Origin of the sequence: Micromonospora sp. DT15 (genome assembly GCF_049841475.1) — a bacterium.
In the GTDB taxonomy this organism is placed as follows: Bacteria; Actinomycetota; Actinomycetes; order Mycobacteriales; family Micromonosporaceae; genus Micromonospora.
The window spans coordinates 717765-731509 of the sequence record NZ_JBNCKJ010000002.1 but is presented as its reverse complement, the minus strand read 5'-3'; the positions used below and the strand labels follow the sequence as shown (position 1 = coordinate 731509).

Annotated in this window: 10 protein-coding genes; 5 read left to right on the top strand and 5 right to left on the bottom strand. The window is 73.5% G+C overall.

The window, feature by feature from the left end:
* Positions 1 to 22: 22 nt before the first annotated feature.
* Positions 23 to 595 carry a nucleosidase gene (locus ACLQ3F_RS07540; RefSeq protein ID WP_357232280.1) on the top strand — a complete coding sequence of 191 codons (573 nt, stop codon included), beginning with the start codon at positions 23 to 25 and terminating at the stop codon, positions 593 to 595.
* Positions 596 to 605: 10 nt separating this feature from the next.
* Here ACLQ3F_RS07540 and ACLQ3F_RS07535 read toward each other — a convergent pair whose 3' ends face one another.
* Positions 606 to 1784, bottom strand: coding sequence for a low temperature requirement protein A (locus tag ACLQ3F_RS07535; RefSeq protein ID WP_425847349.1), 1179 nt, complete (start codon positions 1782 to 1784; stop codon positions 606 to 608).
* A gap of 172 nt (positions 1785 to 1956) precedes the next feature.
* Here ACLQ3F_RS07535 and ACLQ3F_RS07530 point away from each other — a divergent pair, with 172 nt between their 5' ends.
* From ACLQ3F_RS07530 to ACLQ3F_RS07515, 4 genes are all read left to right on the top strand, one after another.
* Complete coding sequence (locus ACLQ3F_RS07530) at positions 1957 to 2820, top strand: S1 family peptidase (protein ID WP_425847348.1); 864 nt, start codon at positions 1957 to 1959, stop codon at positions 2818 to 2820.
* 83 nt (positions 2821 to 2903) lie between these two features.
* Entirely contained in the window at positions 2904 to 3929 is a 1026-nt protein-coding gene (locus tag ACLQ3F_RS07525; RefSeq protein WP_425847347.1) for a sugar kinase, read from the top strand.
* Positions 3930 to 3996: 67 nt separating this feature from the next.
* On the top strand, positions 3997 to 4605 hold the full coding sequence (locus ACLQ3F_RS07520; protein WP_425847345.1) for a bifunctional 4-hydroxy-2-oxoglutarate aldolase/2-dehydro-3-deoxy-phosphogluconate aldolase: 609 nt from the start codon (positions 3997 to 3999) through the stop codon (positions 4603 to 4605).
* Positions 4606 to 4869: 264 nt separating this feature from the next.
* Positions 4870 to 8583 (top strand): S8 family serine peptidase, encoded by a 3714-nt coding sequence (locus ACLQ3F_RS07515; RefSeq protein WP_425847344.1) that lies wholly within the window; start codon positions 4870 to 4872, stop codon positions 8581 to 8583.
* 61 nt (positions 8584 to 8644) lie between these two features.
* Here the strand turns inward: ACLQ3F_RS07515 and ACLQ3F_RS07510 are convergent, their stop codons facing one another.
* The 4 genes from ACLQ3F_RS07510 to ACLQ3F_RS07495 are packed head-to-tail and all read right to left on the bottom strand — an operon-like array spanning position 8645 to position 13681.
* Entirely contained in the window at positions 8645 to 10693 is a 2049-nt protein-coding gene (locus ACLQ3F_RS07510) for a penicillin acylase family protein (protein ID WP_425847342.1), read from the bottom strand.
* Entirely contained in the window at positions 10690 to 11514 is an 825-nt protein-coding gene (locus ACLQ3F_RS07505) for an ABC transporter ATP-binding protein (RefSeq protein ID WP_425847340.1), read from the bottom strand. The genes ACLQ3F_RS07510 and ACLQ3F_RS07505 overlap by 4 nt, the downstream gene beginning before the upstream one ends.
* Positions 11515 to 11543: 29 nt before the next feature.
* Positions 11544 to 12572 (bottom strand): FecCD family ABC transporter permease, encoded by a 1029-nt coding sequence (locus ACLQ3F_RS07500; protein WP_425847338.1) that lies wholly within the window; start codon positions 12570 to 12572, stop codon positions 11544 to 11546.
* Complete coding sequence (locus ACLQ3F_RS07495; protein ID WP_425847336.1) at positions 12569 to 13681, bottom strand: FecCD family ABC transporter permease; 1113 nt, start codon at positions 13679 to 13681, stop codon at positions 12569 to 12571. The genes ACLQ3F_RS07500 and ACLQ3F_RS07495 overlap by 4 nt, the downstream gene beginning before the upstream one ends.
* Positions 13682 to 13745: the final 64 nt, after the last annotated feature.

The following is a 13745-nucleotide window of genomic DNA, read 5'->3' as shown; positions in this document are numbered from 1 at the left end:
GGTCGGCTCGTACGATGCTCCGGTGAATCTTCGAGGTACGGTCCGCGCCGATCGTCCGCTGGTGGTTCTTGCCGTGGGGGAGGAGGCCCGCTACCTGCCGCCCGAGCTACCGGTCCTGCTCACCGGCATGGGCAAGGTGAACGCCGCCAGCGCGGTGGCCGCGGTGCTGGCCGCCGGGCCGCGCCCCGCCCTGCTGCTCAACCTGGGTACGGCGGGCGCGTTGCGCCCCGGGTTGGCCGGCATCCACGAGGTCGCCACGGTGCTCCAGCACGACCTGGACACCGACCTGCTGCGCACGCTCACCGGCGAGACCTACGGGGCGCCGCTGTCGTTGGCCGCCGAGGGCGCGGTGCTCGCGACCGGTGACACCTTCGTGGCCGACGACGCGGAGCGGGACCGGTTGGCGCAGCGCGCCGACCTGGTCGACATGGAGGGGTACGCGGTGGCGTGGGCCGCGGCGCAGGCCGGCGTGCCGTGCCGGCTGGTCAAGCAGGTCAGCGACGAGGCGGGCGACGGCGCGGCCCGGAGCTGGCAGGAGTCGGTGGACGCGTGCGCCCGGGACCTCGCCGAGTGGGCCGCCCGACACGTCGCCTGAGTGAGCAGGGTCAGTCGCCGGATTGTCGAAACCGAAGGCCCGGCGTGGTCTCCCTGGCCGCTCCAGGGAGCAGGACGTGAGCCGTCAGCCCCAGCGCCACGACCACGGTGACCAGCACCGGTGGCCAGTGGCCGGCCCAGGGCAGCACCAGCAGCGGCGCGATCAGGCAGCTCATCCGCCACCACGGCACCTTCGTCGACACCAACAGGGTGAACAGCGCGCGGCCGACCACGAACAGGATCGGACCGCCGATGATCAGCAGGAGCCACCGCGCCGGTGTCGTCCCGGTCGGCCGCGAGACGACCAGGTCGAACGCCGCCGCCGTGCCGACCACGCCGGCCAGCATCACCAGATGGGTGTACGGGGCCACCCGCGCCGGCCGGCCCGCCCTCGCCCCGGCTTCCAGTAACTCGCCGGCCCGGAAGACGTAGACCTGCCACATCAGCAGCATGAGGCCGAAGGCGCAGAACAGCGCGGTGACCCGTATGCCGTCGAGATCGGTGCGGCTGACCCGCATGGTGGGCACCAGGATGATGTCGCCGAGGGCTAGGATCACGAACTGCTGGTACCGCTCGCCCAGGTGCCCGGTGGTCCGCTCGTACTGGTCGATCGGCACCCGGCCCAGCCGCGGTGTCGGGTAGCGGGCCGCCGAGGAGAGCAGGTCGATCGTGATGGCGATGGCCCAGAGCGGCCAGTTCACGTCGCCGGTGGCCCCGCCGGTGATCCAGAAGACGCCGGACACCACGAACCAGAACAGGAACCGGGTGGCCCGGATCGTGGCCGCCCGGTGGCGCTGCCGGAGCAACGTCGTGATCAGGATGATCCCGCGAGAGATGTGCGTACCGACGTACGAGACCGCGAAGATCATGGCGTGCCCGTCGGTGACCATGGGCAGGGACGCCGCCATCCCCACCGAGCCGACCATGGCGATCATCAGGATGGCCTGGATGGGGCGTTGCTGCGGGTCGTAGAACTCGGTGGTGGTGGCGGTGACCGACCAGGTCCACCAGATGGCCGTCAATATCAGCAGCACCTTCGCGCCGCCGGACCAGGAAAGGTTCTCGGTCAACAGCGTCGAGGTCAGCGCGAGGGCCGCCACGAAGACCACGTCGAAGAGCAACTCCAGCAACGTGGCCCGGGTCGACCCGTCCGGCCGGCGTACCAGTGCCGCGGTGCCTCCGGTGCTCATGCCCGGCCTCCCGCCGTGGTCTTAAGCGGATTATCGGCGGTGCCGGCGCGGGCCGTCCCCGGATCGACGATTCCCGCCGGTCGGGGAAGCGGACGGCCGGAGGTTGCCAGGGCGTCGGAGGCCGGGCGATGCTTGACCGCATCTATTAATCTCGATCTCTTCGGAGGTTCGGATGCGCCGCTCCCCGCTGGTCGCCCTCGTCCTGACCGCCCTGCTGCTCGTCGCTCCTGGCGCGGCGCAGGCCGCCGTCCCCGACCGGGCCGCCGCGCCCGCCGCCGACCCGACGGCCACGCTGACCGGGGTACGCACCGCGGGCACCGCCTGGGGTCTCGACCCCGCCACCGGTCGGATGACCCTCACCGTCGACGACACGGTGGCCCCCAGCGAGGTAGCCGCGCTGCGGTTGGTGACCGACCGGGCCGGCGTGCTGCTGCGCCGCGAACCCGGAACCCTGCGCCCGCTTATCGCCGGCGGGCAGGGCATCTACGGCGGCGGTGGCGCGCGCTGCTCGCTCGGCGCGAACGCGCGCAGCGGCAGCACCTACTACGTGATCACCGCCGGGCACTGCACCACCACCGCCGCCACCTGGTACACCGACAGCGCCCAGACCACGGTGCTCGGCACCCGCACCGCAACCAGCTACCCCACCAACGACTACGGGCTGATCCGCTACACCGGCCGGATCGCCCACCCGAGCGCGGTCTACACCTACCCCGGCCTGGTGACCATCAATGGCCCCGGCAGCGCGTACATCGGTCAGGCGGTGTGCCGCAGCGGCAGCACCACCGGCGTGCGCTGCGGCACCGTCACCGGTCTCAACCAGACCGTCAACTACGCCACCGGCGTGATCTACGGCCTGATCCGCACCAACATCTGCGCCGAACCGGGGGACAGCGGCGGACCGCTCTACGTGGCCTCCACCGGCAAAATCCTCGGCATCCTCTCCGGCGGCACCGGCAACTGCACGGCCGGCGGCACCACCTACTACCAGCCGATCGCGGAGGTATTGGCCGCGTACGGGTTGACGTTGCCCTGACCAGCGGGACACCGCTTGCCCGTCCCGCGCGGGACACCTAGGCTCGGCGACGCCCAGCACCCCGCCGCGAGGACGTGTGCCCGATGCCGACAGCCCCCCGACCTGACCAGCCGAGTGTCCCGGCCGGCCTTCCGTCGATCGAGGTGGCAGCGGTAGGGGAGACGATGGTGGTGCTCTGCCCCGCGCCGGGTGAGCCGCTGGAGCGCGCCGAGCGGGTCGGCATCTCGGTCGGCGGGGCCGAGTCCAACGTGGCCGGTTACCTGGCCCGCCTGGGACACGTGACGACCTGGGTGAGCCGGGTCGGCGACGACCCTTTCGGTCGGGCCGTCGTCCGGCACGTCGCCGCCGCCGGCGTCCGCGTCGACCAGGTCTGCGTGGACCCGACCGCCCCCACCGGCCTGTACGTCAAGGACCCCGGCCCGGACGGGACCGCCGTGCACTACTACCGGGCCGGTTCGGCGGCCGCCCGGATGGACCCCGCCACGCTGGCGGCCCCGGCGCTGGCCGGTGCCCGGGTCCTGCACCTGTCCGGAATCACCCCGGCGCTCTCCGCGTCCTGCCGGGCGCTTGTCGAACACGCGGTGACCGACCGGCCGCTGGCGCAGGCGTTGGTCAGCTTCGACGTCAACCACCGGGCCCGACTGTGGTCCGCCGAGCAGGCCGCACCGGTGCTACGCGACCTCGCCAACCGCTGCGACCTCGTCTTCGTCGGGCAGGACGAGGCGGAGACCCTGTGGGGCACCACCGACCCGACCGCCGTACGCGAGGTGTTGCCCGATCCGCAGACGGTGGTGGTCAAGGACGGCGCGGTGGGCGCCACCGCACTGGTCCGTGACGCCGAACCGGTCTTCGTGCCCGCGCCCCGGGTGACAGTGGTGGAGCCGGTCGGTGCCGGAGACGCGTTCGCCGCCGGTTACCTGGCCGGGCTGCTACGCGGCCTCGACCCGGTACGGCGGCTGCGCCTCGGCCACCTCCTCGCCGCCCAGGCGTTGACGAGCAGCGGCGACAACGCCCCCGTACCGCCGTGGACCTGGTTCGAGAAACTCATCGACGCCCCCGCCGACGCCTGGTCGCCGCTCGACCTGACCCACCCGGGGGCGACGACCTGAGCCGGGCCGCCGGGTTGCGACCCGACCAGCAGCAACAGTCCCACCGCGACATCGGATGGAGTGCACCATGACCACACCGGACTTCGATCACATCTTCGGCGGCGCCCGGGTGATGGCGATCCTGCGCGGCCTGCCGGTCGCCGAGACCGTTCGGCTCGCCGAGCGCGCCTGGGACCTCGGCATCGACGTGGTGGAGGTTCCGGTGGCCACCGCCGACGCGGTGCCGGCGCTGCGGGCCGCCGTCGAGGCGGGGGCCGAGCGCGACCGGATCGTCGGTGCCGGCACCGTGCTCGACGTCGACCAGGTCGCCGCGGCGGCAGACGCGGGTGCCCGGTTCACCGTCGCGCCCGGTCTGGACCTCGCGGTCGTCGACGCCGCCGCCGCACGTGGCCTGCCGCACCTGCCCGGTGTGGCCACCCCGACCGAGGCCCAGCAGGCACTGCGGCACGGCCTCACCTGGCTCAAGGCGTTCCCCGCGATCGCCCTCGGGCCGGCCTGGTTCAAGGCCGTCGCCGGCCCGCTGCCGCAGTTGCGCTTCGTCGCCACCGGCGGCCTGGACGCCAGCAACGCCGACGCGTTCCTGCAAGCGGGCGTACGCGTGGTGGCCGTCGGCTCCGCCCTCTCCGACCCCACCCAGCTAGACGCCCTAGCCAAACTGACCCGCCCCGCCTCCTGACCCGCCCCTCCCTCCCTCCCTCCCTCCCGGCGTCGATCTTGCACTTGCGGTTGTCGATGCGTCCCGATTCGCGACTTCGGTCGCGACGGAAAGTGCAAGATCGGCGCGGCAGGGTGGGTCGGGACGCGTGCGGGGCGGGGAGGGCGGCGCCAGGGGTGGCGGGGTTGTGCCATGGCGTAGGTGCGTCGGGGGGTGGGGCGTGGTTGGGGTGGGATCTGCGTCGATGCTGTGGTGCGTACCACTTCTCGACACAAAGAGGTCATCGTGGCTCTGTCTCACCGGCGCCGCCGATCCGGGCTGATCGCCCTCGGCGCCGCACTCACCCTGGCGGCCGGGTTCACCCCACCCGGCGCGGGAGCGGCCGCCGCCCCGCCGAACAACCCCGACCTCCCGGCGGGCATACCCCCGGCCGCCGCCGGACGCGCGTCCACCGTCACCCTGATCACCGGTGACACGGTCACCGTCACCACCGGGGCGGACGGCAGCACGGTGTCGACAGTGCGTCGGCCGGACGGCAGCACCCCGAGTTTCCACCGCACCGTGCGCGACGGCGACACCTACGTCTACCCGGACGCCGCGCTGTCCTATGTGACGAGTGGCGTGCTGGACCGGCAACTGTTCAACGTCACCGACCTCATCGCCGACGGTTACGACGACGCGCACACCGACGCGCTTCCGTTGATCGTGACGATGACCGACGCGGCGGCCCGTAACCGCACCCGCCCCACAGTCGACGGCGCCACGCTGGTCCGACAGTTGGACAGCGTGCAGGGCGCGGCGCTGACCCGCCAGCGCGCCACCGCCGACCGGTTCTGGACCGCGCTGACCGCCGGTTCGACCCGGCGTACGGGTGACGCCCCGACCCTGGCGAACGGCATTGCAAAGGTCTGGTTGGACGGTCGGGTGCACGCGGACCTGGCCGAGTCCACCGCGCAGATCGGCGCGCCCAAGCTGTGGGCCGAGGGCAACACCGCGACCGGTGTCGACGTCGCGGTGCTCGACTCGGGTGCGGACGCCGAACACCCGGATCTCGTCGGTCAGATCGCCGAGTCCAGCAGCTTCGTGCCGAGCGAGCCCGACATCCTCGACTACAAGGGCCACGGCACGCACGTCGCCTCGACGATCGCCGGCACCGGCGCCGCGTCCGGTGGCGCCGAGCGGGGCGTCGCCCCGGGTGCCCGACTGCACATCGGCAAGGTGCTCAACAGCGAGGGCAGCGGACAGGACTCGTGGATCATCGCCGGCATGGAGTGGGCGGCCCGTGAGCAGAAGGCTCGGGTGGTCAGTATGAGCCTGGGCGGTGAGGCCACCGACGGCAGCGACCCGATGAGCCAGGCGGTCGACCGGCTCAGTGCCGAGACCGGCGCCCTCTTCGTGATCGCCGCCGGCAACAGCGGCCCGGCCAGCATCGGCAGCCCGGGTGCCGCCGATTCCGCGCTGACCGTGGGCGCTGTCGACAACACCGACCACCTCGCCGACTTCTCCAGCCAGGGTCCGCGCGCCGGCGACGGCGGGCTCAAGCCCGAGATCACCGCCCCCGGCGTGGACATCCTGGCGGCCCGCTCGCACCTCGTTCGGGGCGGCTCCGGCGACTACACGTTGATGAGCGGCACGTCGATGGCCACCCCGCACGTGGCCGGCACGGCCGCGCTGGTCGCCGCCGCGCACCCGGACTGGACCGGTCAGCGGATCAAGGAAGCGCTGGTCAGCACGGTGAAGGCCACCCCTGAGTACACCCCGTACCAGGCGGGTGCCGGCCGGGTCGACGCGGTCGCCGCCGCGCACGCCACCGTCTTCGCCACCCCGAGCGCGTACTCCGGTTTCCAGGCGTGGCCGCAGCAGGCGGGCGCGACCGTCGACCGTACGGTCACCTACACCAACCTCGGCGGCGCGTCGGTCGACCTGAACCTGGCCCTCGACGCGGCCACCGCGCCGGCCGGACTGTTCGCGCTCTCCGCCGACCGGGTGACAGTGCCCGCGGGCGGCACCGCCACCGTGACGGTGACCGCCGCGTACGACAAGCTGCCGGTGGAGAAGCAGGTCAGCGGCATGATCGTCGCCACCGACGGGACCGGTGCGGTGCGTGGGCGCACGCTGGTCGGCGCCGGCAAGGAGGGTCAGCGGCAGAACCTGACGCTGGTTGCCAAGGACCGCGACGGCAAGCCGCTCGTCGGCAAGGTCATCCTCACCGCCGACACCCTCTTCACCGCCGTGGACCTGCCCGAGAGCGGTACCGCCACGCTGCGGCTGCCGGTGGGAAGCTGGAACGGTTGGATCTCCGCGGACGTGCGGGGTGTGCACGGGCCGCACTCCAAGGGCATGGCGATGCTCAGCTTCACCGATGTGAACCTGGACCGTGACCGCACCGTCACCCTGGACGCGCGCGCGGCCCGACAGGTGCAGGCCCGGGTGCCGCAGGAGGCCACCGCCAGCGCGCTGCGGATGGACATCCACCGGTCCACGAAGAACGGTCTCACCGAGAGCCAGGTGCTGCCCGACGACTCGTACGACAGCATGTGGGCGTTGCCGACGAGCCGTCCGGTGACCGACGGCGAGTTCGAGTTCGGTGCCCGGTGGCGGCTGGAGCAGCCGGCCCTGACCGTTTCGGCCGGCGGTCGCTCGTACGACGATCTGCTGGTGAAGCGGGCGACCCCGGCGCTGCCGGCCGGTCGTCGTCAGCTGGACGCGGTCTACGTCGCCGACGCGTCGGCGACGGGGCTGGCCAAGCGGCCGGTCCGGGACCGGGCCGTGGTGGTGCGCCGCAGTGACAGTGTGGACATCGCCACTCAGGCGCAGGCCGCCGCTGCGGCCGGGGCGAAGCTGCTGCTCGTCGTGAACGACGGCATCGGTCGGCTCCAGCCGTGGGACGAGGCGCCGTGGAGCCCGGAGAGCCCGGCCCCGGTGACCGTGGCGACCCTCGGCGCCGACGAGGGTGGGCAGCTCATCGCCGCGCTGGAGCGGGGCGCGGTGCGGCTCACCGTCGAGTCGCACCCGGAGACCACCTACCTGTACGACGTGGCACGCCACTGGACCGGCAACGTGCCGGCCGACCTCACCTACCGGCCCACGAAGCGGCAGTTGGCCCGGGTCGACGTGGAGTTCCGCAACTACCGGCAGGGCAAGGCGCTGGAGTTCCGCACCGACATCTGGCGCGGCTGGGCGTCGAGCAACCAGGAGCCGGCACCGGCGCAGGGCCGCCGCACCGACTGGGTGAGCGCCGACCAGCGGTGGGTCGACGACGCGTTCATCGCCGGCGAGACCGGTCAGCACCTGATGGCGGCGACCACGTACCCGGCCGACAAGCCGAGCGCCGTCACCTGGTTCGGGCCGATCCAGCGACCCCGGATGGGCGGCAGCTACGTGCCGGTCCGCTACCTGGACACCGTCTACCTGCCCGCGCCCGGGTGGGGCGACGGGGGCGGCCACATCGGTGAGGCGTACGCGAACTACAAGATGGTCAACCGGACCACCCTCTACCAGGGCGACAAGGAGCTGGACTGGGGGAACGCCGAGTACCTCCAGGTCCCCGGGCTGGCGTCTCAGCGACTGCCGTACCGGCTCGTGGTGGAGAACGACAGGGCCGCGTGGACCAACCCGTACTCCCGGCAGACCCGCACCGAGTGGGGCTTCCACTCGGCGGTCACCGGGGAGGAGTCGGCCGAGGTGCTGCCGATGATCCAGCTGGACTACCAGGTGGCCATCGACTCCGCCGGCAGGGCGTCGCGACGTGCACCGCTGACCGTTGTCGCCTCCCACCTGCCCGGCGTCACCGACAGGATCGGCGCGGTGACCGTCGAGGTGTCCTACGACGACGGGGCGACCTGGCAGAAGCAGCGGCTGACCCGGCACGGCGACGGCTGGCGCACCTCGCTGGCCGCACCGGCGAAGGCCGGCTTCGTGAGCCTGCGCACCACGGCGCGGGACGCCGCCGGCAACACCGTGAGCCAGAGCATCAGTCGGGCGTTCGGCCTGCGCTGACAGCGTGGTGACCGGCCGCCGGTCGGGGTGCGTGAATCACCCCGAGCGGCGGCCGGTGCCGTCAGTGGAGTTCCTCCACGAGCTGGTTCCAGTCCGTGCTGACCGGCAGCAGGTCGCCGGCCAGCCAGGCGGCGCTCTGGTCGTCGTGGTGCGGGTCGCCGGGCACCCCGCAGGCGCCCAGGGGCACCACCCAGCGGCTGTCCGAGCGGCGGGCCAGGTCCCAGACGAAGCGCGCCGCTGGCCCCCGGAAGCACCAGTGGGTGACCCCGGGCACGCTGGAGGTGGCCAGCACGCAGTCGTGGTCCCCGTCGAGCCGGAGGCCGGGCCCGGTGTCCGGGCCGGGCAGGGCCCGCCACGCCGCCAGCCGGTGCAGGTCCCCCCAGAGCACCGGCTCGGCCGCCGCGTCGGCGACCTCCTCGGCTGCCGCGCCCACGAGCGCGGCGATGTCCACACCGGGCAACGGGCTCGCGCCGAGCAGGTGCTCCAGCGCGTGACCGACCCGCGGCGTCAGCGCCAACCAGGGCGCGAACACCTCGGGGTACGCGGGCAGCTCGGCCAACGCGGCCAGCGCCGGGTGGGCGGCGATCCGGCGTACGACAGCCGCCCGGAGCATGGCGTAGGCCGCCGCATCGGTGCTGTCGGCGGCCATCCGGCGATCCCAGCGCAGCAGTCGTTCCCGCAGCGCGGCAGCGGCCGGACCGAGCCCCGTCGACTCCGCGAGGACCGCCAGCAACGGCCCGGCCGCGCCAAGGTACGTGTCGGTGTGCACCGCTGCCATCTCGTCGGCAGTCCAGGCCGGACGGGCGTCGAGCAGCTCGGCGATGCGACGCGCCCGGTGCGGTGGGGCGAACTCCACCCCGAGCGGCGCCGCCAGCCCGCGCTCGTTGGCCATCACCGCCCGACCGTGCACCTCGGCACGGGGCATCGGCGCGTGCCAGCCCTGCCAGGCGTACGCGGCGTCCCATCCGGGAACCACCCGCCGGCCGTTTTCCGGGTGCCGTACCGGCACCGCCCCGGCGACCCGGTGCAACAACCCTCCGGCGGTGTCCGCGGCCTGCACCACGTTGACCGGCTCCACCCAGTGCCGCAGCGCGTGGTCCACGTCGGCCACGGTGCGGGCGCGCAGCAGCTCCGGCAGCGTCGCGAAACCGAGGTCACCCCGGACCCTGGGCGGGTAGCGCAGGCTGACGGCACTCTCGTCGTCCGGCCCACCGGCGATCACCGGACCACGGTCGGTCTCCACCACCTCGACCTCGACCGGGTCCGCCCCGGCCACCTCGATCATCTCGACGTGGCGGTGCGCCGTGCGCCAGCCGTCCGGGCCGAGCGCCTGGACCCGGGGGCCGTCGCGGCGCAGCCGCTCCGCGTACACGTCCTGGTAGTCGGCCATCGCGTTGGTGATCGCCCAGGCCACGCCGCCGGTGTGCCCGAAGTGCGCGATGCCCGGCACGCCCGGCACCGCCAACCCGACCACGTCGTACTCCGGGCAGGCCAGCCGGATCTGCTGGTAGACGCCGGGATCCTCGATGAACCGGTGCGGATCGCCGGCGAGCAGCGCGGCCCCGGTGCCGGTGCGCTCGGCGGCGAGCAGCCACCCGTTGCTGCCGGCCACGGCCGGCCCGTCGGTGGCGAAGCTGTCGACCGCGTCCGGCCCGAGCCGCTGCTCCACGTGCTCGCGCCAGAGCTTGCCGGGGAACCCGGCGAACAGGATGTGGTGGCCCAGCCAGACCGCGAGCGGCGTCCACGGCTCCCACCGACCCGGGCTCAGCCCGGTGGTGGCGAACTCCGGCGCCCGGGCCGCCCCGGTGTCGAGAGCGGCGTTGACGCCGTCCACGTAGGCGCCCACCCACTCGGCGGTCGCCGGGTCCAGCGAGGCGTGGCATCGGCGTGCGGTGTCGTCGAGCCGGACCTGCCGGACGAACCGGTCCCAGCCGAGCGCGTCGGGCCCGAGGAACGCCGCGCTGGTGCCCTGGGCGCGGTGCCGCTCCACCTCGATCTGCCAGGCCCGGTCGTACGCTGTCACCCGGCCCTGCGCCACCGCCAGCGCGAGCGGGTCGGCGGCCCGCAGGTGGGGCACTCCCCAGGGGTCCCGGAAGCGTTCCGTCCTCATGCCGGCTCCGGGGCCAGCGTGGTGGCGCGGCGTCGGGCCGCTGGGACGACCAGCGGGGTGCCGGTCTCCGGGTCGTCGATCACCCGGCAGGGGAGCCCGAACACCTCCTCGACCAGCTCGGCGGTGACCACCGACGCCGGCTCCCCGGCGGCAACCACGCGTCCGTCGCGCATGGCGATCAGGTGGGTGGCGTAGCGGGCCGCGTGGTTCAGGTCGTGCAGCACCGCGACAAGGGTGCGGCCCTGCTCCTCGTGCAAGCGGGCGCAGAGGTCCAGGATCTCGATCTGGTGGGCGATGTCGAGGTACGTGGTCGGCTCGTCGAGCAGCAGCAGGGGTGTCTGCTGGGCCAGCGCCATGGCGATCCAGACCCTCTGCCGCTGCCCGCCGGACAACTCGTCCACGGCCCGGTCGGCGAGGTCGTCGACCCCGGTCGCGGCCATCGACTCCTCGACCACCCGCTCGTCCTCGCGGGACCACTGCCGCAGCAGCCCCTGATGGGGGTAGCGACCCCGGGCGACCAGTTCGGCGACGCTGATGCCGTCCGGTGCGATCGACGACTGCGGCAGCAGGCCGAGCGTACGGGCAACCTTGCGGGCCGGCAGGTCGTGAATGTCCCGTCCGTCCAGCAGCACCGCGCCGGCGCTGGGGCGCAGCATCCGGGACAGGGCGCGCAGCAGCGTCGACTTGCCGCACGCGTTCGGGCCGATGATGACGGTGAAGGACCGGTCGGGCACCGCCACGGTCAGGTTCTCGGCAATGGTGCGCTGGTCGTAGGCGAGGGTCAGCGCGGTGCCGCCGAGTCGGGAATCGCCGGGTCGCATGGGTGCTCCTTCAAGGGCGTCACTGGTGTTCACAGCCGGCCCGCCCGACGTTCCATCGCCAGCAGCCAGACCAGGTAACCGCCGCCGATCACGCCGGTCACCACGCCGACCGGGAGTTGGTGCCCGGCGAACGCGCGTTGCGCCACCAGGTCGGCCCCGACCAGCAGCGCCGCGCCGACGGCCATCGACGGCAGCAGGTTCGGACCCGGGGCCCGGGTCAGTCGTTTCGCCACATGCGGGGCGACGAGCGCCACGAAGGACACCGGCCCGGCGGCGGCCGCCGCGAACGAGACCAGCAGCACGGCGGCGGCGAGCAGCACCAGGCGCAGTCGGCGTACCGGCACGCCCAGGGCGCCGGCGGCGTCGTCGCCCAACTCCATCATCCGCAGCGCCGGGGCGCAGCCGACGAGCACCAGCGGCGCCAACACGACCAGGACGGCGAGCAGCGGCCCGGCGTTGGCCCAGCCTCGCCCGTCCAGGCTGCCGGTGAGCCAGAGGACCGCGCGTGCGGCTTCCATCAGGGGCGCCCGGGTCAGCAGGTAGCCGTTGACGCCGGTCAGGATCGCGGACACCCCGATGCCGACCAGGATGAGTCGGTAGCCGTGCACCCCGCGCCGCCAGGCGAGCGCGTAGATCACCAGGCCGGTGCCGAGACCACCGACGACCGCCGCGCCGGCCAACGCCAGGCTGCTGCCACCGAGGACGACCACCACCAGCGCCCCGGTCGACGCGCCCTGGGTGAAGCCCAGGATGTCCGGGCTGCCCAACGGGTTGCGGACCAGCGACTGGAACACCGTGCCGGCGAGAGCCAACGCCGCACCGACCAGCAGGGCGGTGACCAGCCGGGGCAGGCGCAGCTCAAGCACGATGAACTGCTCCGCCGCAGTGCCACCGCCGGTCAGCGTGCGCAGCACGTCCGCCGGACCCATCGGGTAGTCACCACTGCCCAGGGCCACCACACCGAACCCGGCCGCGAGCACCGCCGCGCCGGCCCCGACGCCGAGCGCGCGGGGCCGAAACCGCAGCGACAACCCCCATGAAGTACGAATGACAGTCACGGCTGGGCCACCCTTCGGCGGGTGACCAGCCACAGGAAGAGCGGGCCGCCCAGTACGGCGGTCACCATGCCGACCTGGAGTTCTCCGGGGCGGCCCAGCACCCGGCCGAGCACGTCGGCGCCGAGCAGCAACGCGGGTGCGAGCACCGCGCAGTACGGCAGCAGCCAGCGCAGGTCCGGGCCGGTCAGGGCGCGGACCAGGTGTGGCACGAGAAGCCCGACGAAGACGATCGGTCCGCACGCGGCGGTCGCCGCGCCGCAGAGCAGGGTGACGGCGACGATCACGGCGGCGCGGATCAGCGCGGGTCGAGCGCCGAGGGCTCGCGCCGCGTCGTCGCCGAGCGCCAGCGCGTTCAGCGGACGGGCGGCACCGAGCGCGACCAGCAGCCCGACGATGATGAACGGCAGCACCCGGGTCACTGTCGCGGAGTCCGCGCTGGCCAGTGAGCCGACCGTCCAGAACCGCAGCCGCTCCAGCGACGCGCTGTCCAGCAGCATCACCGCGCTCACGTAGGAGTAGAGGGTGGCGTTGAGCGCCGCCCCGGCCAGGGCGAGTCGGGCCGGGGTCGCGCCGCGTCCGCCGCCGACGGTGTAGACGAGCGCGGTCACCGCCGCCGCGCCGAGCAGCGCGAACCAGACGTACCCGCCGACGGCGGTGACGCCCAGGAACGCGGCGGCGGTGGCGACGGCCGCGGACGCGCCGGCGTTGATGCCGAGCAGTCCGGGGTCGGCGAGTGGGTTGCGGGTGAGGGCCTGCATGACAGCGCCCGCCACACCGAGGGCGGTGCCGGCGAGCAGCCCGAGCAGGGTGCGGGGCAGGCGCATCCGGTGCACCACCGCGTACTCGGTGGCGTCGCGGTGCAGCAAGCCGGACCAGACGTCGGCGAGCGGCATGGCCTTCGCGCCGATCGCGATGCTGAGCACCACGATCACCGCGAGCAGTGCCACGGCGGTGACCAGGCCGGCGGCGCGGGCTGCCCGACGACCACGCCGGTTCGGGGGTGCGGCCGTCGCCCTGGCTGGCACGGGCGGTGCCGGTCGGGTGACGGTGGGTGTGGCGTCCAGTGTGGGCTCCGGGGTGGTGGCGACACGGCGTACCGCTGTTGACAATGACCGAGGTTAGGCTAACCTAACCCCGCTGCCCTGGTCGACCCCGGCCAACCCTTGATCGAAA

Excerpts from the sequence above, each read along its gene's own strand:
- ACLQ3F_RS07525 (WP_425847347.1), top strand. The coding sequence starts at position 2,904 with ATGCCGACAGCCCCCCGACCTGACCAGCCGAGTGTCCCGGCCGGCCTT.
- ACLQ3F_RS07520 (WP_425847345.1), top strand. The coding sequence starts at position 3,997 with ATGACCACACCGGACTTCGATCACATCTTCGGCGGCGCCCGGGTGATG.
- ACLQ3F_RS07510 (WP_425847342.1), bottom strand. The coding sequence starts at position 10,693 with ATGAGGACGGAACGCTTCCGGGACCCCTGGGGAGTGCCCCACCTGCGG.
- ACLQ3F_RS07505 (WP_425847340.1), bottom strand. The coding sequence starts at position 11,514 with ATGCGACCCGGCGATTCCCGACTCGGCGGCACCGCGCTGACCCTCGCC.
- ACLQ3F_RS07535 (WP_425847349.1), bottom strand. The coding sequence starts at position 1,784 with ATGAGCACCGGAGGCACCGCGGCACTGGTACGCCGGCCGGACGGGTCG.
- ACLQ3F_RS07530 (WP_425847348.1), top strand. The coding sequence starts at position 1,957 with ATGCGCCGCTCCCCGCTGGTCGCCCTCGTCCTGACCGCCCTGCTGCTC.